The 23756-nt window shown below is 74.8% G+C and carries 28 protein-coding genes; 20 read left to right on the forward strand and 8 right to left on the reverse strand.

The genetic code is table 11. The features are described from left to right. Positions 1–278: 278 nt before the first annotated feature. The 3 genes from nagA to GA0070606_RS18315 are packed head-to-tail and all read right to left on the reverse strand — an operon-like array spanning position 279 to position 3231. Entirely contained in the window at positions 279–1388 is a 1110-nt protein-coding gene (gene nagA, locus GA0070606_RS18305) for an N-acetylglucosamine-6-phosphate deacetylase (RefSeq protein WP_091101756.1), read from the reverse strand. Beyond that, the gene (locus GA0070606_RS18310; protein WP_091101760.1) at positions 1388–2308 is read right to left on the reverse strand and encodes an ROK family protein; all 921 of its coding nucleotides are present in this window, start codon (positions 2306–2308) and stop codon (positions 1388–1390) included. The genes nagA and GA0070606_RS18310 overlap by 1 nt, the downstream gene beginning before the upstream one ends. Beyond that, complete coding sequence (locus GA0070606_RS18315; protein ID WP_091101763.1) at positions 2305–3231, reverse strand: SIS domain-containing protein; 927 nt, start codon at positions 3229–3231, stop codon at positions 2305–2307. Before GA0070606_RS18315 ends, GA0070606_RS18310 begins: the two co-directional genes overlap by 4 nt. A 195-nt stretch (positions 3232–3426) precedes the next feature. Here GA0070606_RS18315 and GA0070606_RS18320 point away from each other — a divergent pair, with 195 nt between their 5' ends. From GA0070606_RS18320 to GA0070606_RS18410, 19 genes are all read left to right on the forward strand, one after another. Continuing rightward, positions 3427–4212 carry a DeoR/GlpR family DNA-binding transcription regulator gene (locus GA0070606_RS18320; protein WP_091101766.1) on the forward strand — a complete coding sequence of 262 codons (786 nt, stop codon included), beginning with the start codon at positions 3427–3429 and terminating at the stop codon, positions 4210–4212. Between the two features lie 153 nt (positions 4213–4365). Next, complete coding sequence (locus GA0070606_RS18325) at positions 4366–5376, forward strand: ATP-binding cassette domain-containing protein (protein ID WP_091101772.1); 1011 nt, start codon at positions 4366–4368, stop codon at positions 5374–5376. Further along, positions 5373–6389, forward strand: coding sequence for an ABC transporter permease subunit (locus GA0070606_RS18330; RefSeq protein WP_091107868.1), 1017 nt, complete (start codon positions 5373–5375; stop codon positions 6387–6389). Before GA0070606_RS18325 ends, GA0070606_RS18330 begins: the two co-directional genes overlap by 4 nt. A gap of 408 nt (positions 6390–6797) precedes the next feature. Beyond that, a complete protein-coding gene (locus GA0070606_RS18335) occupies positions 6798–7301 on the forward strand; it encodes a DUF3263 domain-containing protein (protein WP_091101774.1) in 504 nt (167 codons plus the stop codon). A 280-nt stretch (positions 7302–7581) separates the two neighbouring features. Beyond that, the gene (locus tag GA0070606_RS18340; RefSeq protein WP_091101779.1) at positions 7582–8313 is read left to right on the forward strand and encodes a hypothetical protein; all 732 of its coding nucleotides are present in this window, start codon (positions 7582–7584) and stop codon (positions 8311–8313) included. Continuing rightward, on the forward strand, positions 8310–8705 hold the full coding sequence (locus GA0070606_RS18345; protein ID WP_091101782.1) for a phage holin family protein: 396 nt from the start codon (positions 8310–8312) through the stop codon (positions 8703–8705). The genes GA0070606_RS18340 and GA0070606_RS18345 overlap by 4 nt, the downstream gene beginning before the upstream one ends. A gap of 22 nt (positions 8706–8727) precedes the next feature. Then, positions 8728–9411, forward strand: coding sequence for a DUF3618 domain-containing protein (locus GA0070606_RS18350; RefSeq protein ID WP_091101786.1), 684 nt, complete (start codon positions 8728–8730; stop codon positions 9409–9411). After that, positions 9380–10279, forward strand: coding sequence for a hypothetical protein (locus GA0070606_RS18355; protein ID WP_091101790.1), 900 nt, complete (start codon positions 9380–9382; stop codon positions 10277–10279). The genes GA0070606_RS18350 and GA0070606_RS18355 overlap by 32 nt, the downstream gene beginning before the upstream one ends. A gap of 240 nt (positions 10280–10519) precedes the next feature. Further along, the gene (locus GA0070606_RS18360) at positions 10520–11029 is read left to right on the forward strand and encodes a GNAT family N-acetyltransferase (RefSeq protein ID WP_091101793.1); all 510 of its coding nucleotides are present in this window, start codon (positions 10520–10522) and stop codon (positions 11027–11029) included. 274 nt (positions 11030–11303) lie between these two features. Further along, positions 11304–11726 (forward strand): hypothetical protein, encoded by a 423-nt coding sequence (locus GA0070606_RS18365; RefSeq protein WP_141721728.1) that lies wholly within the window; start codon positions 11304–11306, stop codon positions 11724–11726. 2 nt (positions 11727–11728) lie between these two features. Beyond that, positions 11729–12994: an SRPBCC family protein gene (locus tag GA0070606_RS18370; RefSeq protein ID WP_091107870.1), complete on the forward strand. Its 1266-nt coding sequence runs from the start codon at positions 11729–11731 to the stop codon at positions 12992–12994. Next, positions 12991–13434 carry a gas vesicle protein GvpJ gene (gene gvpJ, locus GA0070606_RS34030; RefSeq protein ID WP_091101800.1) on the forward strand — a complete coding sequence of 148 codons (444 nt, stop codon included), beginning with the start codon at positions 12991–12993 and terminating at the stop codon, positions 13432–13434. Before GA0070606_RS18370 ends, gvpJ (GA0070606_RS34030) begins: the two co-directional genes overlap by 4 nt. A 1-nt stretch (position 13435) precedes the next feature. Continuing rightward, entirely contained in the window at positions 13436–14191 is a 756-nt protein-coding gene (locus tag GA0070606_RS18380; protein WP_091107872.1) for a GvpL/GvpF family gas vesicle protein, read from the forward strand. A 3-nt stretch (positions 14192–14194) separates the two neighbouring features. Then, positions 14195–14668, forward strand: coding sequence for a gas vesicle protein GvpG (locus GA0070606_RS32940; RefSeq protein ID WP_141721729.1), 474 nt, complete (start codon positions 14195–14197; stop codon positions 14666–14668). Next, positions 14628–14975, forward strand: a complete 348-nt coding sequence (locus GA0070606_RS18390; protein WP_091101804.1) for a gas vesicle protein GvpO — start codon at positions 14628–14630, stop codon at positions 14973–14975. The genes GA0070606_RS32940 and GA0070606_RS18390 overlap by 41 nt, the downstream gene beginning before the upstream one ends. 1 nt (position 14976) lies before the next feature. Beyond that, complete coding sequence (gvpJ, locus tag GA0070606_RS18395; protein WP_091101807.1) at positions 14977–15342, forward strand: gas vesicle protein GvpJ; 366 nt, start codon at positions 14977–14979, stop codon at positions 15340–15342. Beyond that, positions 15326–16168, forward strand: a complete 843-nt coding sequence (locus tag GA0070606_RS18400; RefSeq protein WP_091101811.1) for a GvpL/GvpF family gas vesicle protein — start codon at positions 15326–15328, stop codon at positions 16166–16168. Before gvpJ (GA0070606_RS18395) ends, GA0070606_RS18400 begins: the two co-directional genes overlap by 17 nt. A 73-nt stretch (positions 16169–16241) precedes the next feature. Then, complete coding sequence (locus tag GA0070606_RS18405; RefSeq protein WP_091107873.1) at positions 16242–16496, forward strand: gas vesicle protein; 255 nt, start codon at positions 16242–16244, stop codon at positions 16494–16496. Next, a complete protein-coding gene (locus tag GA0070606_RS18410) occupies positions 16493–16870 on the forward strand; it encodes a gas vesicle protein K (protein WP_091101814.1) in 378 nt (125 codons plus the stop codon). The genes GA0070606_RS18405 and GA0070606_RS18410 overlap by 4 nt, the downstream gene beginning before the upstream one ends. A gap of 82 nt (positions 16871–16952) precedes the next feature. On the opposite strand, the gene coaD is transcribed toward GA0070606_RS18410, so the two are convergent. The 3 genes from coaD to GA0070606_RS18425 form a co-directional block, all read right to left on the reverse strand. Then, the gene (gene coaD, locus GA0070606_RS18415; protein ID WP_091101818.1) at positions 16953–17390 is read right to left on the reverse strand and encodes a pantetheine-phosphate adenylyltransferase; all 438 of its coding nucleotides are present in this window, start codon (positions 17388–17390) and stop codon (positions 16953–16955) included. A gap of 167 nt (positions 17391–17557) precedes the next feature. Then, a complete protein-coding gene (locus tag GA0070606_RS18420) occupies positions 17558–18709 on the reverse strand; it encodes an FAD-dependent monooxygenase (protein ID WP_091101822.1) in 1152 nt (383 codons plus the stop codon). 34 nt (positions 18710–18743) lie between these two features. Then, positions 18744–19928, reverse strand: coding sequence for an NAD-dependent epimerase/dehydratase family protein (locus GA0070606_RS18425; protein ID WP_342672169.1), 1185 nt, complete (start codon positions 19926–19928; stop codon positions 18744–18746). 204 nt (positions 19929–20132) lie between these two features. On the opposite strand from GA0070606_RS18425, the gene GA0070606_RS18430 reads away from it, so the two are divergent. Next, entirely contained in the window at positions 20133–20591 is a 459-nt protein-coding gene (locus GA0070606_RS18430; protein ID WP_245724733.1) for a GbsR/MarR family transcriptional regulator, read from the forward strand. 97 nt (positions 20592–20688) lie between these two features. Here the strand turns inward: GA0070606_RS18430 and GA0070606_RS18435 are convergent, their stop codons facing one another. Both GA0070606_RS18435 and GA0070606_RS33390 read right to left on the reverse strand, forming a co-directional pair. After that, positions 20689–23016 carry an AAA family ATPase gene (locus GA0070606_RS18435; RefSeq protein WP_091101829.1) on the reverse strand — a complete coding sequence of 776 codons (2328 nt, stop codon included), beginning with the start codon at positions 23014–23016 and terminating at the stop codon, positions 20689–20691. Positions 23017–23070: 54 nt separating this feature from the next. After that, positions 23071–23712, reverse strand: a complete 642-nt coding sequence (locus GA0070606_RS33390; RefSeq protein ID WP_245724734.1) for a hypothetical protein — start codon at positions 23710–23712, stop codon at positions 23071–23073. Between the last annotated feature and the right edge of the window lie 44 nt (positions 23713–23756).

The raw sequence follows: 23756 nt of genomic DNA on the forward strand, positions 1-23756 counted from the left end.
TCGCAAACGACTCAGCTCGACAGCGCGCTGCGCGGCATGGACGTGGGTCTCGGCAGGGCGGGACGCGGGCCCTGGCCTGGACGTGGGTCTCGGCAGGCGGGACGCGGGCCCGGCCTGGACGTGGGTCTCGGCAGGGCGGGACGCGGGCCCTGGCCTGGACCTGGGTCTCGGCAGGCGGGACGCGGGCCCGGCCTGGACGTGGGTCCCGGCAGGGCGGGGGACGGGCCCGGCACGGACGGCAGGGCCGGGCGCGACCGCACCGGCGGGCCCGGCCGGTGTCACTCCACCCAGGAGCCGCCGCGCATGACCCGCACCACGTTCAGTTCGTCGTCGAGCACCACCAGGTCGGCCCGGAGCCCGACCTGGAGGGCGCCCAGCCGGTCGCCGAGGCCGATCGCGCGGGCCGGCGTGGTGGCCGCCATCCGCACGGCGTCCGCGATCGGGATGCCGGCAGCCACCGCGTGCCGCAGCGCCTCGTCCATGGTCAGGGTGCTGCCGGCGATCGCGCCGTCGCGGGCCAGCCGGGCCACGCCGCCCGCCACCGTGACGGCCTGGCCGCCCAGCTCGTAGTCGCCGTCGGGCATGCCGGCGGCGGCCATCGCGTCGGTAATCAGGGCGGCCCGCTCCGGGCCGGCCGTCGAGGTGGCGAAGGCCAGCATCCCGTCGTGCAGGTGCACGCCGTCGGCGACCAGTTCGCAGACCACGTTCGGGGCGTCGAGGAGGGCCACCACCGGGCCGGGCTCGCGGTGGTGCACCGGCCGCATCCCGTTGAACAGGTGGGTGCCGACGCTCGCACCCGCCGCGACGGCGGCGCGGGTCTGGTCGTACGTGGCGTCGGTGTGGCCGACCGCGGCGACCACCCGGTGCGCGGTGAGCAGCTTGACCGCCTCCAGCGCGCCGTCCCGCTCGGGGGCCAGGGTGACCATCCGGACCGCGCCGTCGCCCAGCTCGATCAGCTCGGCCAGCTCGTCGGTCGACGGGTCGCGGAGGAACTCGGGGTTCTGCGCGCCGCAGCGGGCGGCGGAGAGGTACGGCCCCTCGAAGTGGATGCCGGCCAGCACCCCCTCGGCGACCAGCGGGGCGAACGCCTCGGTGGCCGCGCGCATCAGCGCGAACGGCGAGCTGACCAGGCTGGCCAGCAGGGTCGTGGTGCCGTGCCGCAGGTGGAAGTCGGCGGCCCGGCGGGCCTGCTCGGCGTCCCCCGTGGTGAAGGTGTCCCCGCCCCCGCCGTGCGTGTGCATGTCGACGAAGCCGGGCACGATCCAGTGCCCGTCGCGCACCGACGGGTACTCGGCCACCGCCGTGATGCGACCCCCGTCCAGCTCCACGCAGCCCTGCCGGATCACGCCGGTCGGGGTCACCACCTTGCCGTTCACCCGAGTGGCCATCACTTCTCCAGACTGTCGAGGGCGAGCAGGGCGGCGCCGAGGCAGCCGGCCTCGTCGCCGAGGGCCGCCGCGACCAGGCGCGGCTCCCGGTGGAACGTCATCCGCTCGTGCAGCGCGGCCCGCAGCGGGTCCAGCAGCAGCGCGCCGGCCCGCGCCAGGCCGCCGCCGAGCACGACGGCCTCCACGTCGAAGAGGGCCTGCCCGGTGGCGAGGCCGTCGGCGAGCGCCTCGACGGCCTCCCGCCAGACGTCCGCCGCCAGCGGCTCACCGGCCGCCGCCCGTTCGGCCACGTCGGCGGCGGTCGCCGGGACCCCAGCCAGCGCCGCGTAGCGCCGGCCGATGGCGGCGGCGGAGGCGACGGCCTCCAGGCAGCCGGGACGGCCGCAGCCGCAGACCGGCCCGCCGGGGCGTACCAGGACGTGGCCGATCTCCCCGGCGGCGCCGTGCGCGCCGGTGGCGGCCGCGCCGTCGACCACGTGGGCGGCGGCGATCCCGGTGCCGATCGCGACGAAGAGGACGTGCCGGTCCTCGCGGCCGGCGCCGAGCCGGGCCTCGGCCAGGCCGCCGGCGCGCACGTCGTGGCCGAGCGCCGTCGGCAGCCCGAGCCGCGCCCGCGCCAGGTCCCGCAGCGGTACGTCCCGGAAGCCCACGTTCGCGGACCAGACCGCGACGCCGCGCGCCTCGTCGATCACGCCGGGCACGGCGACGCCGAGCGCGGCCGGGGTGAGCCCGTCGGCGCGGGCCTTGCCGGCCAGCCCGTCGGCGACCGCCAGGATCGTGTCGACCACGGCGTCCGGGCCGCGCCCGGCGTCGGTGGGGTGCCGCTCGGTGTGCAGCACGGCGCCGTCCGGCCGGACCAGGGCGCACTTCATTCCGGTGCCGCCGACGTCCAGCGCGACGACGACGTCGGTCGGGCTCACGCGAGTACCACGGACCGGCTCAGGTGCCGGGGCGCGTCGGGGTCGAGGCCCCGGCTGGTGGCGAGCGCGACCGCGAACCGCTGCGCCAGGATCAGGTCGGCCATCGGGTCGACCGGCGTACGGCCGGCGGCCCAGCTGCCGAGCACCGTGCGGCAGCCGTGGGTGCGGCTGTGCACGAACGCCGCGCCCGTCGCGGCCACGTCCTCCGGCAGCCCGTCGGGCAGCTCGCCGAACGCCCAGACCAGCCGCCCGGGGGCGGCGATCGAGATCGGGCCGTGCCGGTAGTCCATCGCCGGGTACGCCTCGGCCCAGAAGGTGGCCGCCTCGCGGCACTTGAGCGCCGCCTCCTGGGCCAGCCCGACCGTCCAGCCCCGACCGAGGAAGGTGGCCTGCTCGATCCGGGTCGGGTCGATCGGCAGCGGGGCGCGTACCGCCACCTCGGCGTCGGCGGCGAGCGCCGCGATGTTGTCGCCGAGGTGGGCGCGGAGCAGGGCCAGCGCGGTCGTCGCGAAGCGGGTCTGCACCACCGAGCGCTCGTCGGCGAAGGGCATGGGCACGGCCGCGTCGGCCAGCGGGACGGCGGGGGAGTCGGGATCGCCGACCAGGACGGTGGTCGGCACCCGCCCGCGCAGGGCGGCGAGCAGCTCGGTGACCTCGGTGGTGGTGCCGGAGCGGGTGATCGCGACCAGCCGGTCGTAGCGCCGTCCGGCGGGGAACTCGGAGGCCTGGAAGGCGTCGGTCTCGCCGTGGCCGGAGCGCTCGCGGCGGGCCGCGTACGCCATCGCCATGAACCACGACGTGCCGCAGCCGACGACGGCGACCCGCTCACCGGGGCGCGGGAGGTCGTCGGTGGCGGCGGCGAGCCGCGCCGCCTCCCGCCAGCAGTCGGGCTGGCTCGCGATCTCGGCGTCGACGTACGACATGAGAACTCCTACGCAAGGGGGCGGTGCGCAATACGGCTCGTTAGACCCGTCTTTCGAGCGTTATTCTGCGCGAACCCGGTTGGCCCTGGCAACCAGCCCCGTCATCGAGCAGAGCATGGTTTTGCGCCCTCGTAGTTTCGCGCACTACTGTGCACGCAATCAATCACCGACCGCGCAGTAGCTGGAGGGCCTGGGGTGGACCGGTACGCCAGATGGAACGCCCTGCTCGAAATGCTGACCGACAGCGGCCGGGTCAGCGTCGAGGAGGCCGCCGAGCGGCTGGACGTCTCCCAGGCCACCATCCGGCGCGACTTCGACCAGCTCGCCCAGCAGCAGATGATCACCCGGACCAGGGGTGGCGCGGTCGCCAACGGCGTCTCGTACGACCTGCCGCTGCGCTACAAGACCGCCAAGCACTCGGCCGAGAAGCAACGGATCGGCGCCGCCGCGGCGGCGCTGGTCTCGCCGGGCACCGTGGTGGGTCTCAACGGCGGCACCACCAGCACCGAGGTGGCCCGCGCCCTGGCCGTCCGGCCGGACCTGAACACCAGCGCCGAGGGCGCACAGCTCACCGTGGTCACCAACGCGCTCAACATCGCCAACGAGCTGCTCGTCCGTTCCCGGATGAAGGTCGTGGTGGCCGGCGGCGTGGTCCGGCCCAAGTCGTTCGAGCTGGTCGGCCCGCTGGGCGGGGCGCTGCTGCGCGAGGTCACCCTGGACGTCGCCCTGCTCGGTGTGGACGCGATCGACCCCCAGCTCGGCGCCGCCGCCCACCACGAGGGCGAGGCGGCGATGAACAACCTGATGGTGGCCCGGGCCAAGCGCGTGGTGATCATCGCCGACTCGTCCAAGCTGGGCGGGCACGCCTTCGCCCGGATCTGCCCCGTGGACCGGGTGGAGACGCTGGTCACCGACTCCGGCGCGAGTCCCGAGGTGGTCGAGGCGTTCCGCGCCGCCGGCGTCCACGTCGTCTGCGCCTGAGGCGACCGGAAGGGCGCCTTTCCTGACGCCGGGGGCGCCGGAACTGCCCCTCCTTTCCACCCGATCGGCGCGTCGGATGCATACCCGGTATTGCGTGCGCCTGCATACCACGTATGGTGTCGCGTGTCATATGCCCATCGGGGGAGGTGCAGCTTGTCGGCTGTCCTGGAGATCGAAGGTCTACGCAAGACCTACAAGAGCCGTCGGCGCGGCACCCGCAACGCGCTCGACGGGTTCGACATGCGGGTCGAAGAGGGGCAGGTGCACGGCTTCCTGGGCCCCAACGGATCGGGCAAGACCACCACGCTGCGTACGCTGCTCGGCCTGATCCGGCCCGACGGCGGCCGGATGACGATCCTCGGGCACGAGGTCCCGGCGGCGCTGCCCACTGTGGCGGGCCGGGTCGGCGCGATCGTGGAGAGTCCGCAGTTCTTCCCGCACTTCTCCGCCCGGGACACCCTGTCGCTGCTCGCCGGCGCGGGCGACGTGCCGGCGCAGCGGATCGACGAGGTGCTGGAGCTGGTCGGGCTGCGCGACCGGGCCGGCGAGCGGGTGAAGACGTACTCGCTGGGCATGAAGCAGCGGCTCGCGGTCGCCTCCGCGCTGCTCAAGAACCCGAAGCTGCTGATCCTCGACGAGCCGGCCAACGGGCTGGACCCGGGCGGCATCCGCGAGATGCGCACCCTGATGCGTACCCTCGCCGAGTCGGGGATGACCGTGGTGCTCTCCAGCCACATCCTCGGCGAGATCCAGCTGATCTGCGACTCGGTCACCATCATCTCGCTGGGCCGGCGGGTCGCCTTCGGCCCGGTCGAGCAGGTGCTCGCCCAGCACTCCTCCGGCGCGGTCCGGGTGCGGCTGGAGGCGGTCACCGACCTGCCGATCGCCGCCGAGGCGCTGACCCGCGCCGGGATCCGGGTGACCGGCCAGCCCGACCACCTGATGCTCGCCGACGTCGACAAGCCGGCCGCCGTGACCCGGCTCCTCGCCGAGCAGGGCCTCTACGTCAGCGAACTCGCCCCGGTCGCCGTCGACCTGGAGAGCGTCTTCCTCGAACTGACCGCCACCGCGCCGGTACCCGGCCAGCACCGGCAGGTCGACCAGTCCACGAAGGTCGGTGGCGCCGGGCAGCCCGGTGCCACCGCGGGAGGGTGGGGCGCGTGAGCCTCTACCGTACGGAGCTGCGCCGGCTGGCGAAGCGGCGCTTCACCCGCTGGATGAGCGTGCTGGGCCTGGTGGTGCTCGCGCTCGTGGTGGTCGGCGTCTTCCTGACCAACGAGAAGATCGACGCCGCCGCGCTGGCAAAGGCCGAGCGCGCCGCCGAGCAGCAGTGGCAGCAGGACGTCCGCCACAACGAGCAGTACCGCGCGGAGTGCGAGAAGGCGAAGGCGGCGGGGACGGGCGAGCCGGGGCGGTACCCCGAGGACTGCGCCATGATCCAGCCGCCGCCCCGCGAGGCGATCCAGGCGGACTGGTTCCTCCCCTCCACCTTCGACTTCCGGAACAACTTCGGGGCCACCCTGCTGCCGCTCGCGGCGATGCTCGCGCTGATCGGGTTCGTCGTCGGCGCCTCGTTCGTCGGGGCCGAGTGGAACACCGGCGGCATGATGAACCTGCTGCTCTGGCGGCCGAAGCGGCTGACCGTACTGCTGACCAAGCTGGCGGCGCTGCTCACCGGCCTGCTCGCCCTGGCGCTGCCCACGACGGCGCTGTGGTTCGGCAGCGTCTGGCTGGTCGCCACCCTGCGCGGCAGCACGGCGAAGATGACCGCCGGGGCCTGGCAGTCCTTCGCCCTCACCGGGCTGCGTGGGCTTGTGCTCGCCATGATCACCGCGACGATCGGTTTCGCGCTCGCCTCGCTGGGCCGGCACACCGCGATGGCGCTGGGCGGCGTGATCGCCCTGATGGTCGTCGGCCAGTTCGGCCTCGGCATCCTGCTGCAGATGGCCGGGGTGCGCTTCGCCGAGGCGTGGCTGCTGCCCACGTACGCGGTGGCGTGGATGGAGAAGAAGGTGACGCTGGAGAACTGGGACGCCTGCCAGGCCACCTACTTCGGCGAGTGTAAACCGGACACGATGGACATCACCTGGCAGCACTCGTCGGCGTTGCTGGTGGTCGGTCTGACGGTGATCCTCGGTGCGGCGCTCTGGGCGATGCGCCGGCGGGACATCTCCTGACCACGGCGGCGCGACCGGCGGCTCTCCCCGGCCCCCGGTCGCGCCGCCACGCCCCCCGCCCGGCGCGACGGGTTCCGTCGCCGACCGCCGCGCCTCCCGTCCGGCTGACGGGTGCCGACCGCCACGTCTCCCGTCCGGCTGACGGGTGCCGACCACCGTGGCTCCCGCCCGGTCCGGCGGGTCGCCGTCCGGCGCGCCTGCCGTCGGTCCGAGGGGGGCCAGGGTGGGCGGGCCCGGCGGCGGGACGGCCCGCAGCTGGGCCGAAATCGCCCAGGAGGGCGGACACGGGGCGAACCGGCACGGTCACGTTCCGGCACTCTCGTCCGATGCGGAGCGGGTGGGCCGTCGTTAGGCTGGGGTCCCCGGTCGGCGTCGTGGTGTGCCGCCCGCCTGCCCACGAGGAGCGCCATGCAGCCCGCCGACGCCGCCCCGGCCGCCCCCGAGCCGTCCACGGCGGACCGGGCGGCCGCGACCGGCGAGGCGCGTGACGCGGGAGGCGTCGTCCCCCAGCCCAGGACCGGCCCCGACGCCGCCGTCCCGACCGTGCCGCAGCCCCGCTCGGCTGCCGAGACGGCCGTCGGTCACGCCGGGGCGGCGACCCCCGAGGCGGCGGACACGGCCCTGGGTGGCGCCGGGGCGGCGACCCCCGAGACCGACCCGGCCACGGGTGACCGGCCGGACGGCGGGCTCACCGAGCGGGAGCGCGGCATCCTCGCCTTCGAGCAGCAGTGGTGGCGGCACGCCGGCGCCAAGGAGCAGGCCATCCGGGACAGCTTCGGCCTCTCCGCCACCCGCTACTACCAGTTGCTGAACGCGCTGCTCGACAACCCGGCGGCGCTCGCCGCCGATCCGGTGCTGGTCGGGCGGCTGCGCCGGCTGCGCTCCTCCCGGGCCCGCAACCGCCGCCGCTGAAGCGCCGCCCTCGCGTCGGTCACCGCCGCTCAAGGGCGCGTCGCGGCCGACGGATCGTCCCCTCGGGCGCCTGACCGTGGCCGTCGACCGTTCTCGCCCGCGTCGGCCGTCCCGGCCCGGGCAGTGGCCTCTGGTCCGGATCCCGATCCCGCCCCGGCCCCCGGGGCGGAATGCCGGCGAGCCGCGCGGGTAGGCGGGTGGCGTTCCGAGCCGCGTCCCGCGGCCGGTTCACGTTCCGGGTCGTGACCCTGCGGCCCGGGGCCGACGGAGGGAGCGGGCGATGACGGGAATCAACCCGAGCCGGCCACCGGACGGTGCGACCGGCACCGGGCAGCAGGCCCGGCACGAAGCGTCCCGGGTCGGGCACCAGGCGACCCAGGCCGGGGGCCAGATCGCGCACGCCGCAGCCGAACAGGGCGGACACGTGGCCTCGGAGGCCCGGCGGCAGGCGCGCAACCTCACCGGCGAGGCCACCACGCAGCTGCGCGATCAGGCCCAGGCCCAGCAGCACCGGGCGGCCGAGGGGCTGCGCGGCATCGGGCGGGAACTCGGCTCGATGGCGGAGCGGAGCGAGGACTCCGGGATGGCGGCCCAGCTCGTCCGCCGCGCGGCCGACGCCGCCCAGCAGGCGGCCGGCTGGCTCGACGAGCGCGAGCCCGGTGCGGTGTTCGACGAGGTGCGGTCGTACGCGCGCCGGCACCCGGGCACCTTCCTGACCGGCGCGGCCGTGGCCGGCATGCTGGTCGGGCGGCTCACCCGGAACCTCACCGCCTCCGGCGACGGGCGACGGGGCGGCGCGGGCCAGCAGACGCCGCCGCCGGCCGCCGCGCCGACCACGAGCGGGCCGCAGTCGTACGAGCGGACGGTCGGGGCGCCCTACCTGGCCGAGGAGACGCACCCGCGCGGCGAGGCGTACCCGCGCGAGGAGGCGTACACCGGGATGGCCCGGGTGCGTAACGCCTCGCCGCCCGACCGGCAGGGCCCGGACATCCCGGGCGGGGTGGCGCCGTGAGTGCCCCGGAGAAGGAACGGACCCAGGCGTCCGTCGGCGACCTGCTCGGCGACGTGACCCGGGACGTCTCCACGCTGGTCCGCAAGGAGATCGAGCTGGCCAAGGCGGAACTGCGCGAGGAGGCGACCCGGGCGGGCAAGGCCGGCGGCATGTTCGGCGGTGCCGCGCTGGCCGGCTTCCTGACGGTGCTGTTCGTGTCGTACGCGCTGTGGTGGGGGCTGTCGAACGTGATGGACCAGGGCTGGGCCGCGCTGATCGTGGCGGTCATCTGGGCCGCGGTCACCGGCGGCCTGCTCGCCAACGCGCGGACGAAGATGGCGGAGCTCCGCTCCGTGCTGCCCCGCACGAGACAGACCGCCCGGGAGATGCCGAACGCGATGCGAGGCCGGTGAACCAGCCGGGAGGGAGCAGATCATGTCCAACGATCCGGACCGGATCCGGTGGGAGATCGAGAACACCCGGAACGAACTGAGCAACGACGTCGACGCGCTGGCCGACAAGGTCAACCCGCGACGGATCGCCGGTGACCGCGTCGGGCAGGCCCGTGGCGCGTTCACCCGAGCCAGGGAGAAGGTGATGGGCGTGCAGTCGGACGGGCACGGCGTCGGTCAGCGGATGTCGCACGCGACGGGCTCGGCGCGGGCGTTCGGGGAGCAGTCCCGCGAACAGATGTCGCACGCCGCGATGTCGGTGCGGGACGAGGCGCGCTCGCTCGGGCAGCAGTCCCGGCAGCAGGCGCAGGGCAACCCCCTCGCCGCCGGCCTGATCGCCTTCGGCGCCGGGCTGCTGGTCTCGTCGCTGCTGCCGCCCAGCAGCCCGGAGCGACAGTTGGCCGGGCAGGCCAGGGGCAAGGTGGCCGAGCACTCCGACCAATTGCGCGCACAGGCCGGACACCTGCGCGAGCAGGCCGGCCAGCTGGGCCGTGAGGCAGGCCGCGAGATGGGCCACAACCTGCGCGAGCCGGCGCAGCACGCGGCCCGGGCGGTCGGCTCCACCGCCGTCAGTGGCGCTTCGGCCGTACGGGAACAGGGCCGCTCGGCCGCCCACCAGGTGCAGGGGCAGGCGCATGAGGCCGCCGACGACCTCCGTCGCCGCTGAGGCGACCCGGGTGGTCGGGGCGGCGCGGACGATGCGGGTACGCTCCGCGTCCGCGCCGCCCCCCGGCCGGCCGGTCAACGAGGACCTGGTCTTCCGGTTCGGGCCGCTGGTCGGCGTGCTGGACGGCGCCACCGTGCCGGAGGGCTTCGACACCGGCTGCGTGCACGGGCCGTCCTGGTACGTCCGGCACCTCGCGGCCCGGCTCGGGCTGGCGGAGGCGGCCCGCCCGACGGCGACGCTGATGAGCAACCTGGCGGCGGCGATCCTGGCCGTCCGCTCCGACCACGGCGACGTGTGCGACCTGGCGCATCCGGGCACCCCGTCGAGCACGGTCTGCCTGCTGCGCGACGGCGGCGACCACCTCGACTACCTGGTGCTCTGCGACAGTCCGCTGGTGCTGGACGCCGGTGGGCGGGTCGGCGTGGTCAGCGACGACCGGCTGGAGACCGCGACGGCGGAGTTGCGGGCCACGGTCGCGGCGGTGCCGGCCGGATCGGCCGACCGGACCACCCGGTTCCGGCAGGCGGTCGCCGTGCAGCGCGAGCGGATGAACCGGACCCACGGCTACTGGGTGGCGGCCGCCGACCCGGACGCGGCGTTCCACGCCGTGACCGGCACGCTGCCGCTGCGGGGGCCCGGTGCGGTACGCCGGGCGGCGCTGCTCAGCGACGGCGCGTCGGCGGTGGTGGAGCAGTTCGGCCTGCTCGACTGGGCGGGGCTGCTGGACGTGGCGACCGCCGAGGGGCCCGGCGCCGTGGTCGACCGGGTACGCGCCGCGGAGCGCGACCATCCGGACCGGCTGCGCCGGCACAAGCCCGCGGACGACGCCTCCGTGGTGCTCTGCGAGTTCGACGCCGGCGCGCCGTGACGCCGGCGCGCCGTGAGCGCGGAGCCGGGTGATGCCGGCGCGTCGTGACGCCGGGATCCGGGCGTGACGGCGGGGCGCCGTGACGCTGGGATCCGGGCGTGACGGCGGCGTGGCGGGTGCTCGACAGCGGAGCGTGAGGTGGAACACGATGCGGTCCGACCGGCCCGTACCTTCCGCCGGACCGCCAGTCGATGCCCGATGGGGTGGACTCGGGCCGGTGGGGGCGGCAGACTGCGGCACGTGGCGGGAACGGTCCGGTTGGAGCCGGTGGACGAGCGGAACCTGGAGCCGTTGCTCTCCGTAGCGGCTGCCGAGGCGGAGCCCGGCGACGTGATGCCGCCGGTGGAGGCGCCGGCCGGTTGGTCGCACGCCCGCCGGGAGGCGTTCCGCGAGTTCCACCGGGCGAGCTTCGCCGGCCTGGCCGGCCCCACCGGCACCCAGATGTACGCCATCCTGGCCGGCGGCGAGGTGGTCGGCATGATCCGGATGAGCCGCCGCGACGAGCCGGGCACCGTCGAGACCGGGATGTGGCTGGGCCGGTCCGCCCGGGGCCAGGGGATCGGCCCGGCGGCCCTGCGCGAGTTGTTGAACGAGGCGGCGGCGGCCGGAATGCGGCTCGTCGTGGCGGAGACGACGAGCCGCAACCACGGAGCGTTGTCGGTGCTCGAAAAGTGCGGGGCGAAATTGCGCGAGGATGCCGGCAGGGTGCACGCCGAGATCTGCCTGGATTCGACGCTGCCGGCATTGTGACGACCATTCGTCAATTCTTTACTTTCTGAGGTTCTCCCTGCTCGTTGCCGCACGACTGACCGGTTTGCGCGGTTGACGAGGTACGTGTGGCGGTCTCCGGGAATTGTCCCGGGGTGATGGCGGAAATGTTTCGCCGATAGGCCACCGGGTACTGCCCGCCGGGTCCGATTGAACGGGACACCTGATTGTGGTCCGGCACGTGCTGATCCCCGGCGGCCATTCTTTCGACCACTGCAGTCAGGTGTCCGTCGCTCCGGGGAGCGAAGGAGAACTGATGAACAGCGGAGCACGAATCGGGCTCGCGGTGGGCTTCGGCTATCTGCTCGGCCGCCGGCGCAAGCTGCGTACCGCCCTCACCCTGGCGGCGGCGGTCGCGGCCGGCCGCGCGAGCCGGGAGCCCGGCGGGCTGCTGAAGGCGGGCGGCAACCTGCTCCAGTCTTCCCCCCAGCTGACGAACCTCGGCCGCCTCGGCGGGCCGCTCGCCGCGGCCTCGAAGGCGGCCGCGACCGCCGCCGCCGGTAGCGGCATCGACGCGCTCAGCGGCAAGCTGCGCGGCTCGGCCGACGCGCTGCGCCGCAAGGGCGGTGCGGGCGGGCCCGACCGGTCGGACGACGACCGGTCGGACGACGGGGACCGGCCGAGCCGGGACCGGGACGCCGACGACGCCGAGACCGACACCGAGCAGCGGGGGCGGTGACCATGGCGGAGACGACGAACCCCGGCGGCCTCGGCGACAAGGTCCGGGGCCAGCTCGCAGGCGAGGCGCGCAACCTGGCGAGCGCCATCGGCGAGCGCGCCGTGCAGGTGGTGACCGAGCGGATCACCGGCGCGACCGGTCGACTCAGCGACTACGCGAAGCAGGGCGGCGGCCCCGGCCTGATCGCCGCCGCGACGGGCGCGCAGAAGCTGGCCGAGGGCGGCTCACCGGTGAAGGCGATGGTCCATGCCGGGCTGGCCGGCGGTAAGGAGAAGGTGATGTCGGCGCTCGGCAGGAGCGGCAAGGGTGGCAAGGGTGGCGGCAAGAAGCTCAAGGTCACCAACATTGTCGAGGCGATCGAGGTCGGTGTGCCCGTCCGGGTCGCGTACAACCAGTGGACGCAGTTCGGCGACTTCCCGAGCTTCATGAAGAAGGTCGAGAACGTCGGCACCGAGGCGGACGAGAAGCTGACCTGGAAGGCGCAGGTCTTCTGGTCGCACCGCACCTGGGAGTCGACGATCGTCCGGCAGATCCCGGACAAGCTGATCCACTGGCGCTCCAAGGGCGAGAAGGGCTACGTCGACGGCACCGTCAGCTTCCACGAGTTGTCGCCCGACCTGACCCGGATCCTGGTGGTGCTGGAGTACCACCCGCAGGGGCTCTTCGAGCACACCGGCAACCTGTGGCGCGCCCAGGGCCGCCGCGTCCGGCTGGAGCTGAAGCACTTCGTCCGGCACGTGATGACCCGGACGGTCCTCGACCCGGAGTCGGTGCAGGGCTGGCGCGGCGAGATCGAGGACTCGCAGGTGGTCCGGGACCACGACACCGCCCTGCGTGAGGAGCAGGAGGAACGCGAGCGCGAGGAGCAGGAGGAGCAGGAGGAGCGCGGGCGGCCGGAGCGCGAGCAGCGCGGCCGGCGGGAGCCCGAGCCGGAGGAGGAGGCCGAGGAGGGCGAGGAGGCCGAGGAGGCCGAGGAGGAGCCGCGCGGGGAGCGCCGGCCCGCCGAGCGCGGCCGCCGTCGCCCGCCCCGGCGTCGCCGCCCCGCCGAGGAGGAGTACGAGGACGAGTACGACGAGGGCGAGTACGACGAGTACGAGGAGGAGGAGCCGGAGGAGGAGCAGCCGGCGCCGCGTCGCCGCGCCCCGGAGCGGGCGCGTCGCCCGCAGCCCCGGGAGGAGTCCCGGCCCCGCGAGGAGCCCCGGCCACGGCGGTCCCCGGAGGCGCCCCGCCGACCTGTGGTCCGCCGTCGACGGGAGGAGCGCGAATGACCATCGCGACGACCGAGGGTCAGGCCGGCGGCGCCCTGGAGCGCGGCGGGTCGGGCGGCAGCCTGGCCGACGTCGTGGAGACGGTGCTGGACAAGGGCGTGGTGATCGACGCGCAGGTGTCGGTCGCCGTGGTCGGCATCCAGTTGTTGGAGATCAACGCCCGGATCGTCATCGCCAGCGTGGAGACGTACCTGCGCTTCGCCGAGGCGGTCGACCGGTTCGACATCACCCCGAAGGGCCAGAAGGGGCTGCCCGACCTGGTCGAGGGCGCCTCCGGCGCGGTCGGCGCCGGCAAGGCGGTGTCCGGGATCGGCCGGACCGTCGGCGCGATCAAGGACGCCGTGGGCGAGCTCGGCTCCGACTCCCGCGATCGTGACCGGGATCCCGACCGGGACCGCGACCGGGACCGACCCCGGCGGCGCCGGGACGAGGAGCGCTGAGATGGCCGAGGAGACCGGACTGTTCATCTACGGCATCGTGCCCTCCGACGTGGAGCCGACCCCGGACGCGGCCGGGGTCGGCGACCCGCCCGGAGAGGTGGCGGCGATCCGCCACGGGGAGCTGGCCGCGCTGGTCAGCGAGGTGAGCCTGACCGAGTCGATCGGCCGGCCGGCGGACCTGACCGCGTACCAGGAACTGGTGGACGGCACGGCGGCCGTGGCCCCCGTGCTGCCGGTGCGCTTCGGCACGGTGGTCACCGGCCCGGACGCGGTGGCCGACCTGCTGGAGGCGCACCACGACCGGTTCGCCGCCGCCCTCGACGAGTTCGAGGGCCGCATCCAGTACGTCGTGCACGGCCGCTACGACGAGCCGAACCTGATCGCGGGGGTGCTGGCGGACAACCCGGCGGCGGCCGAACTGGCCGACCAGGTGCGCGGGCAGCCGGAGGCGGCGACCCGCCCGCAGCGCATCCGGCTCGGCGAGATGATCAGCCAGGCGGTGGAGCTGCGCCGGGAGGCGGAGAACCGGCAGCTCGTCGACGCGCTCGGCCCGCTCGTCGTGGCGAGCGCGCCCCGGCCGCCGAGCAACGAGCTGGACGCGGCGAACGCCGCCTTCCTGGTCGAGCGGGACCGGGAGGAGGACTTCGTCGCGGCCGTCGAGGAGTACGCCGAGCAGCGCCGGGAGTTGATGCGGACGCGGCTGCTCGGCCCGCTCGCCCCGTACGACTTCGTCAGCGCCCACCAGTTGGTGAAGTGAGCGGTGGACATCCTCTGGACGCTGCTGACCCTGCCGTACGCGCCGGTGCGGGGGCTTACCGCGGTGGTCAAGGTGATCGCCCGGGAGGCGGAGTCGCGGCAGCGCAACCCGATCGACGTGCGGCGCGAGCTGGAGGCGCTGGACGCGGCGGAGGCGGCGGGGGAGATCAGCGCCGCGGAGCGGGACGCGGGGCAGCAGCAGGTGCTGGCGCGGCTGACCGGCGGGGCCGGTCAGCCGCCGCCGCCCCGGACCCGCGACCAGGGCTCGGTCCGCGACCAGGGCTCGGTCCGCGACCAGGGCTCGGTCCGCGACCAGGGCCGGGCCCGCGATCCGAGCGGGGTCGGGGCCCGGCGCGGTGCCGGCGGGCCCCGGCGGCGGGCCGGCACGGAACGGACGCGGCGGACGCCGCGCGACGGCGGTGAGGGAGGTGAGCGGCATGGCGGACCGGATCCGAGGCGACGGCGGCCGGGCGCGTAGGAACGAGCCGGACGACGACCGGTACGACGACGAGGAGGAGTACCTCGAACCGATCTCGGCAGCCGAGGCCGCCCGCGAGGGGCTGCGGCAGATCGTCGAGCTGACCGGCCGTACCCCCGTGGGGACCACCTCGCTGAAGTCGGTGCGGGACGGCTGGCTGGTCGGAGTGGAGGTCGTCGAGGATCGCCGGATCCCCGCCTCCACCGACCTGCTCGGCCTCTACGAGGTGGAGCTGGACCTGGAGGGCGGCCTGCTCGGCTACCGGCGGGTGCGGCGCTACCAGCGCGGGAAGGGCGAGGTGGGTTGAGATGACCGTGCAGCCTTCGGTGGTGCAGAACTCGGGCCAGGTCCTGCCCGCCGGGCACGAGCCGGCCAACCTGGGCGACATCCTCGAACGGGTGCTCGACCGGGGCATCGTGATCGCCGGCGACATCCGGGTCAGCCTGCTCGACATCGAGCTGCTGACGCTCAAGCTGCGGCTGGTCATCGCCTCCGTCGACACGGCACGGCAGATCGGCATCGACTGGTGGGAGCACGACCCGTGGCTCAGCTCGCGGGCGCGGCCGCCGGTCGAGCCCGGCCCCCGGGACCCGGAGCAGGTGGAGGCGGAGCGGCGCCCCCGGGTCGCCCGGCGGGCCGCCCGGAGGGAGGAGTGGGATGAGTTCGACGGCTGACCTCGCGCCCGCCGGTCCGACGACGACCCCGGGCAGTGGCGTGTGGCTGCACGGCGTCGTACGCGAGGCCGACGCGGCCCTGCTCGCCGCGACCGCCGGGATGGACGGCGCCCCGGTACGCGCGGTGCGGGCGGCCGGGCTGGTCGCCGTGGTCAGCGCCGCGCCCCTGTCCGAGTACGGCGAGGAGGCGCTGCGTCGCAACCTGGAGGACCTGGCCTGGCTGGAGCGTGCCGCCCGGGCGCACCACGCGGTGGTGGCGGCGCTGTCCCGGGCCGGCGCGGTGGTGCCCGCCCGGCTGGCCACCGTGCACCACGACGACGCGCGGGTGGCGGGGCAACTCGTCGCGCGCCGGGACGAGCTGGTCGCGATCCTGGACCGGCTCGCCGGCCGCGACGAGTGGGGCGTCAAGGGCTACGTCGTGCCGGGCGCGACGCCCCGCACGTCCGAGCCGGACGGATCGGGTGGCGGGGCCGGGGCGGCGTACCTGCGGCGGCGCCGGGCCCAGCTCACCGCCCGCGAGGAGGGGCAGCGGATCGCCGCCGACGCCGCCGCCGCCGTCCACGGGGAGCTGGCCGGGCACGCGGTCGCCGCCCGGCGGCACCCGCCGCAGGACCGCCGGCTCTCCGGCGCGCCCACCGCGATGGTGCTCAACGGGGCGTACCTCGTCGAGCAGGGCACGCTCGCCGACTTCCGCCGGCTGGTGGACGCGCTCGCCGACGGGCATCCGGAGATCCGGCTGGAGCTGACCGGCCCGTGGCCGCCGTACTCGTTCGCCGAGGAGCGGCCCGCCGAGCCGGCGTTGACGGTCCGGGAGCCGGCGTGCTGACCGCCGCCCCGGCGGCCGGGGCACCGGCCCTCGACTCGGGCGCCGGCGCGGTCACCGCCCGGGGGTCGGCGTGGTGACCACCTCGCTCGCGCCGAACAGCGCCGACGATCCGCTGGCCTACCGCCCGGTCGCCCTGGTGGACCTGCTGGACCGGGTGCTCGCCACCGGCGTGGTGATCAGCGGCGACATCACCCTCGCCATCGCCGACGTCGACCTGGTCCGGATCTCCCTGCGCGCGCTGGTCGCGTCCGTGGGCGCGCTCGCCCCGCCGGAGCTGCGGGACGCCGCTCCGGAGGGTGCCGTCTGGCCGTCGGGAGCGCCGACATGACCGCCCCGGGCGGCGGGAGCGGCGATCGGCGGGACGAGGCGGCCGAACTGGCCGCCGCGCTCGGCGACACCCGGTGGCAGCCGCCCCGGGTGACGCCGCTGGACCGCAGGTTGGCGGTCGACCGGGACTCCGTCGAGCGGGGGCTGGCCAGCCTCGTGCTCACCGTGATCGAGCTGCTGCGGCAACTCATGGAGCGGCAGGCGCTGCGCCGGGTGGACCTCGGCGACCTCACCGAGGAGCAGGTCGAGCGGATCGGCACGACGCTGATGGCGCTCGAGGAGCAGATGACCGGGCTGCGCGAGTACTTCGGCCTGGCGCCCGAGGACCTCAACCTCGACCTGGGGCCCCTCGGCCCGCTGCTGCCGACGGACTGATCCGTCGCCGGTGTGACCGCCTCGGCCCCGTCGGCCGCGAGGTCGAACGCTGGCCGTCGCACCTGCGCCCGTCGCGCGCGGCTCAGGCTCGCAGGGCCCGCACCGCGGTGGACGACGTCGTCGCCAGCTCCGGCCGGGCGGGCAGGAACAACGTCGTGACGCCCAGCGCCTCGTTCATCGCGGCGAGCTCGCACTCGTGCGAGAAATCGGTCGAGTTCCTGACCCCACGGATGATGATCCCGCATCCGTTCAGCCGGCAGTAGTCGGCGGTCAACCCGTGCCAGGCGGCCACCGCGACGTTCGCCCAGCCCGCCGGGAGCAGGCCCCGGATCCCTTCCGCCCGCGCGACTGTCGTTCCCGACGGCCGCTTGCCGCCGTTGACGGCAACGAGGACCGTGACCTGATCGAACATTCGGCGCGCCCGGTCGACGACGTCCAGATGGCCCGGCGTGAACGGATCGAACGTCCCCGGATAGACCGCTCGGGCCGACCCGGGGCTGGCATCGGTCGGGTGAGTCACCAGGCCAGACTAGGCGCGTGTCCCGGGTGGCGAGTGATTTGCGGTCCTGCGCCACCCGGGACACGCTCTTGGCGTTGTGTTTGTCCGGAGGCTACGGGCGGGCCCTCCTCCGGAACTCGATGACCGGCGGGATCCGTGAGCTCGCCGGAGATGAGCCCACGGGGTGGTCAGCCCTTGATGAAGCGTCGGGCCATGTAGCGGCGTACCGGTGGCAGGGCCGCCAGACGTAGTGGCAGTTGGCTCAGCCACAGGGCGACGGGGTTGGCGGGGGCGTAGACGCTCTTCACCCGCTGGCCGAGCTTCTGTTTGCGTTCCACCTCAGGGCGTAGTTCGGCCTCCCACCGGGTCAGGGCGGCGTCGAAGTCGCCGGGGTTGTCCCGCAGCGCCGTGCCGAGCAGGTCGGCGCCCCCGACGGCGAGCGCCGAGCCGTAGCCGGCGAAGAGGGTGACGCACCAGGCCGCGTCGCCGAGCAGGACGACGCGGCCCCGGCTCCACCGGTCGACCACCATCTGGCTGATGGTGTCGAAGTAGATCGACTCGGTGGTCTTCATGCCGGCGAGCACTTCGGGGACCACCCAGCCCATGCCGTCGTAGACCTGGGGCAGCACCTTGTGTGGGCCGTCGGCGAGGTTGCCGAGGTTGCGGTCGGTTCGGTAGCCGAAGAAGGCGACGTTTCGGCCGTCGCCGATGCTGATGACGGCGATGGTGCGGCCACCGGTGGAGAGGGTGCCGGTGGTGCCCTCCGCGATGGCGGCGGGCCGCTTGTCGAGCATGTAGACGGCGACCATGTGGTCGAGGTCCAGGCGGTAGTTGTCCTCGGGGCCGAAGACCAGTGTGCGGGTGGTGGAGTGCAGCCCGTCCGCGCCGATGAGCAGGTCGGCGTGTTCGACCGTTCCGTCGCTGAGGGTCGCGTGGACGCCAGTGTCGTTCTGGTTGACGGCGGTGACGGTGGTCCCGAAGCGGATCGGGGTGTTGTCGTGGACCTGCTCGTAGAGGACGGTTTCGATGTCGCCGCGTAGGATGTTCATGGAGCGGCTGCCCATGGTGGCGGCGATGGCCTCCCGGTTCAGGGAGAATCTCCGCTGGCCGTTGGGTTTGTGGTAGACCAGCTCGTTGGTGATGAAGGCCCGGGCCTGCAGCGCGGGCAGGATCCCCATCCGCTCGGCGGCGTCGTAGCCGATGCCGCCGAAGGTGACCGCGTAGCCGCCGCCGCGACGGTGGGGGGCGCGTTCGACGATGAGGCTTTCCCAGCCGATCTGGTGCAGCCGGAGAGCGGCGGCGAGGCCGGCGATGCCGGCTCCGATGATGATGGCACGCATGATCACTCCTTGTGCCTGGTGGTTGCCTACTGGGTCAGAGCCGATCGAGGAGGCGCTGTTCGGTGGCGGGATCGAGCCAGGTGTCCGGCGACGGGGCGTCGGGACGGGGGACCGGGTCGCCTTCGCTCTGGAGCCAGGCCCAGGTGTCGGCGAGTGTGTCGCGCAGTGGCCGGCAGGTCAGTCCGGCGTTGAAGGCTGCGGTGACGTCGGCGTCGTGCATGCCGGTCGGCGTGGGGTCGTGCGGGAACCGGATCCCGAACTCCATGCCCAGCGGCAAGCCTTCTGCGGCCAGCGCCTCCGCAGGCGCCCAGACCAGCTCAGCGTCGGATCCGATCACCTCACGGGCTGTCTCCAGAAGTTCCCCGATGGTCACGGCCCCGGGACGGCCGGTCACGGTGAAGGCGCCGCTGACACCGTGGTCGGCGGCCGACAGCATCCAGGCCGCCATGTCCCGGGCATCGATGTACTGCAGCGGCGTGTCGGCCGGTCCCGGGGCCAGGACCCGGCCGCCCCGCTCCAACCGGCGCATCCACCACGGGATACGGCCGACGTCCTCGTACGGGCCCAGGATCATCCCCGCCCGGGCGAGCAGGGCCCGCTGCCCGAACGCCTCGATGACGGCCAGTTCGCCGCCACGCTTGGCCGCGGCATAGTCGGTACTGTCCTCACTGGACGGATCGCCCTCGACCAGCGGCGCGTGTTCGTCGGCGCCGGTCGGCCACGGCCAACGGTGGACCCCACGGCTGGAGACGTAGCCGTAGTGGCGGGCGCGGCCGGCCAGCAGACGCGCGCTGTCCCGGACCACCCGGGGTGCCCAGGCCCAGGTGTCGATGACGGCATCCCATTCCTCATCCCCCAGCGCCGTCCGCACGGCCAGGGGGTCGGTGCGGTCCGCCAGCAACGATTGGGTGCCGGGCGTCGGAGGACGGCTGATGCCACGGTTGAGCGTGGTCACCTGGTCCCCCCGGTCGAGCGCGGTCTCCACGACAGCTCGCCCCACATGGTGGGTGCCGCCGAGTACGAGCAGTTTCATGATGCTCCCCAATGGCTGGATGGTGGTGGGATCACCGACGGTGGCCCCGGTGGGAGAACGGAAATCAGCGTGATCGGCACGCCGAGCGGATTGCCTGCGACAAGGGCAGCCGGCGATGTGACGGGCAACGGGACGCCTCGACCTGAATCGGCCTCGCTCCCCGAATCGCGGGTGGGACACGGGCATGTCGAGGCGGCGAGCTCACGGGAGCACGGATCGGTGCATCGCAGGCGTCCTCTCCTCATCGACGATTACCGAAATCGCTCGCCGACCAGGCTTCCCGGCACACCAAGGGCTCCATCGAGCCCCACAGGAAGCAATGTAGCGAATCTTCAGAAATTTTTGAAGACTCCTTGGGTTGGGTATCATCCGTCCGGGAGGTGACGGCTGGTGGACGATCGGCAGGAGCAGTGGCAGGCGGCGGAGCGGCTGGCGTTGGCGCTGACCGACGGGGGCCTGCAGCGCATGGCCGCGCGAGTGCTTGCCGTGTTCCTCTTCACCGAGCAGGAGACCGTCACCATGGGCGACATCGCCGACCGGCTCGGAGTCAGCGCCGGATCGGTCTCCGGCGCCGTCAAGTCGCTGCTCTCCGTCGGACTGATTCAGCGGCTGCCGGCTCCAGGTAGCCGTCGTGAGCACTACCGGATGCGCGACGACGCCTGGCCCACCCTCTTCTCCACCCAGAACACGATCATGGAGAGCATGCTCCACGCCGCCGAAAGCGGAATTACCACCCTGACTCCGGACGATCCTGCCCATCGGCGGCTGCAGGAGATGCGCAACTTCTACCAGTTCATGCTCGGCGAGATACCGGACCTGTTGCGTCGCTGGCGGGCGTTGCGCTCGTAGCGGGTGGTCAGCCGGCGGTAGCCGGTGAGCCAGGCGATGGTCCGCTCGATCACCCATCGGCGCTGGCCGAGGTGGTCCGGGAGGAGCCCTCCGCCGGTCAGCCGGCGCGCTTCTCGGCGTACGCGGCGAGCCAGGCGACCTGCGCCGGGTCCAGGGACGGGCGGACCCGGGACCGGGCCGTCGCCACGTGCGCCGCGGTGACCGTGGTGGCGGTCAGCGACTCCCGCATGGCGGCGAGCGCCGCCTCCCGGACCAGCGCGGCGCAGTCCGCCGCCGAGAAGCCGTCCAGCTCGGCGCCCAGCGCCGCGAGGTCCACCTCCGGCGCCAGCGGCACGTCGCGCGCCGCGGCCCGCAGGATCTCCGCCCGCGCCGGCCCGTCCGGCGGCGGCACGTAGACCAGCCGCTCCAGCCGCCCGGGACGCAGCAGCGCCGGGTCCACCAGGTCGGGCCGGTTGGTCGCGCCGACCACCACCACGTTGCGCAGCGTCTCCACCCCGTCCAGCTCGGTCAGCAGGGCGGCGACCACCCGGTCCGTCGTACCGCCGTCGGTGGCCTGCCCGCGTACCGGCGCGAGCGCGTCCACCTCGTCCAGGAAGACCAGCGTGGGTGCGGCCTCGCGGGCCCGGCGGAACAGCTCGCGGACCGCGCGCTCGCTCTCGCCGACCCACTTCGACAGCAGCTCCGCCCCCTTGACGGAGAGCACGTTGGCCCGCCCCGACCCGGCCAGCGCGGTGACCAGATAGGTCTTGCCGCAGCCGGGCGGGCCGTAGAGCAGCACCCCGCGCGGCGGCTGCACGCCGAGCCGGGCGAACGTGTCGGGGTAGGTCAGCGGCCACAGCACCGACTCGGTGAGCGTCTGCTTGACCTCCGTCAGGCCGCCCACGTCGTCGAGGGTCACCGCGGCCAGCTCCAGGGTGGACGCCGCCATCGTGGTCGGGCGGACCACCTCCAGCGCGGCGGCGAAGTCGGCCATCGCCACCGTCGGCGTCTCGGCCGCCTTCTGCCGCAGCGCCGCGCGCACCCCGGCCTCGCGCACCAGCGCGGCCAGGTCGGCGGCGACGAATCCGGGGGTACGCCCGGCGACCTCGTCGAGCCGCACGTCCTCGGCGAGCGGGACCTGCCGGGTCAGCACGGTCAACTGTTCGCGGCGCAGCGCCGCGTCCGGCAGCGGCACGCTGATCCGCAGCGAGAGCAGGTCCGGCCCGCTCAGCGCCGGGTCGAGGGCCTCGGGGCGGCCGGTCGTGCAGACCACCGCCAGCCCGGCCCGTAGAGCCTCGGCGACCACCTGGCGGAACACGGTGGCCACGGGCCCCGACTCGTCGGCGGGGGCGAGCGCCTCCACGTCGGTGACCAGCAGCACCGCCGGGCCGGTGCCCGCCTGCGCCTCGGTCGCGGCCGCGCGCAGCCGGTCGGCGGCGGCCTGGTTGGTCAGCGCGGCCACCTCGGGCGCCCAGAGCGGGCAGACCCGCGCGCCGACCTGGGCGGCCACCGCGCGCACCAGCGCCGCCTTGCCGGAGCCGGCCGGCCCGGCCACCAGCACGCCCAGCGAGACCGCCGTGCCCAGCCGGCCGAGCACCTCCCGGTGGTGGAAGCCGAGGTCGAGCAGTTCGGTGAGCTGTTCGGCCTGCGCCCGCAGCCCCGGCAGCTCGTCCACCGACGGCGCGGCCTCCGCCTCGGCCCGACCGCCGTCCTCGCGCGCGCCGGGCCGGCCCGGGGCCGTCACGTCCGTCGGGCCACCGGCGCGCGGGCCGCCGCCGTTTCCCGAACCGGCCCCAAATTCCGCCCGACCGAGGCCCGCCGGGCCGGAGGCGCCCGGACGCGCCCCGCCCGCCGTGCCGCCCGAGCCGTGGGTCGCCGGGCCGTGCTCCCAGCCGACCAGGGTGTCCATGGTGACCAGCGAGCTGCCGGGCTCGGCGTCGACCACGGTGAGCAGGCTGCTGGTCCAGGCGTACCCGACGCTGTTGGAGAGGCTGCGCCGGGCGGCCTCCACCAGGCTGCGCACCGAGGCGTCCGGCAGGACGTCCTGCGGCAGCAGCGACACGTCGTCCCCGGTCGTCACCACCTTGCCGAGCAGGGCCAGCCGGAGCATCTCGGGGGAGACCACCGCGGCGATCTGCGCCGGGCCGGCGAGGACCACCCGTCGGGCGGCGGTGACCGGAAGCGGGCTCACCGTCACCTGGCCGCCGTCGCGGACACCGAGGTTGCCCAGCATCAGGTCGTCCGCGTAGAGCAGGGCGGCGCTCGCGGTCGGCTCGGCCGGGACGGCGACGCCGGCGGTCACCCGCCGGCCGGCGAGCCGCACCGGGTCGCCGGGGCGCAGCGCCAGCGCGGTGAACGCCTCCGGATGCAGCCGGACGATGCCCCGTCGGGCGTCCAGCGCCGCCGGCCGCAGGCTCGCGGTCAGGGTCAGGTCGGGTTGCGCCACCGCCCGACCCTAGCCGCCGCCGTCACCCCCGTGCGTCGTCGGCCGGGTCCGCCGTCAACGGGGTGGGTCGTCGTCGCCGAGCACGGACGGGTCGCGGCGGATCAGCTCGGCCAGCCGGGCCGCCGGGTCGGGGCTCACCCCGTCCCGGCCGGGCGTCCAGGCCGGCACCGTCCGGGCCGACACCGGCCACTCCGGCGGCGGCCCGGCGGGGGCCGCCGCGTCGACCGTCACGCCCGTGCCGCTCCAGGCCACCCGCAGCGGGTACGCCTGCCCGTCGTGCTCGACGCGGACGGTGACCGCCACGCCGGGGTGACCCGCCACCACGCGCCGGACGGCCTCGGCGACCTCCGCCACGGGGTCGCGGGGCTCGCCGGCCCGCCGGGCGTCGGCCCAGCCGGGCCCGGCGTTGCGGGCCCCGCCCCGACCGTCGGCACGGCCCGGGTCGGCCCCGTCCGGCGCCGCGACGACCTCCGCGTCCGCCGCGCCGCCCGGCCCTACGGCCTCCGGCCCGCCCTGCCCCACGTCCTCCACCCCGCGCCGTTCCACGGCCTCCGCGTCCGCCGCGCCGCCCGGCCCTACGGCCTCCGCCCCGCCCCGCCCCACGGCCCCCGGGTCCCGCTGCTCGGCGGCCCGCCGGCGCAGCGCCTCCTCGCGCCGGGCCAACCGGGCCAGCGTCTCGTCCAGTCCACCTCTCATCACGACCACCCCTCCGAAGTGAAACGGGCCGAACCGCCGGCCGG

Origin of the sequence: Micromonospora citrea, assembly GCF_900090315.1 — a bacterium.
GTDB classification, from domain to species: Bacteria; Actinomycetota; Actinomycetes; order Mycobacteriales; family Micromonosporaceae; genus Micromonospora; species Micromonospora citrea.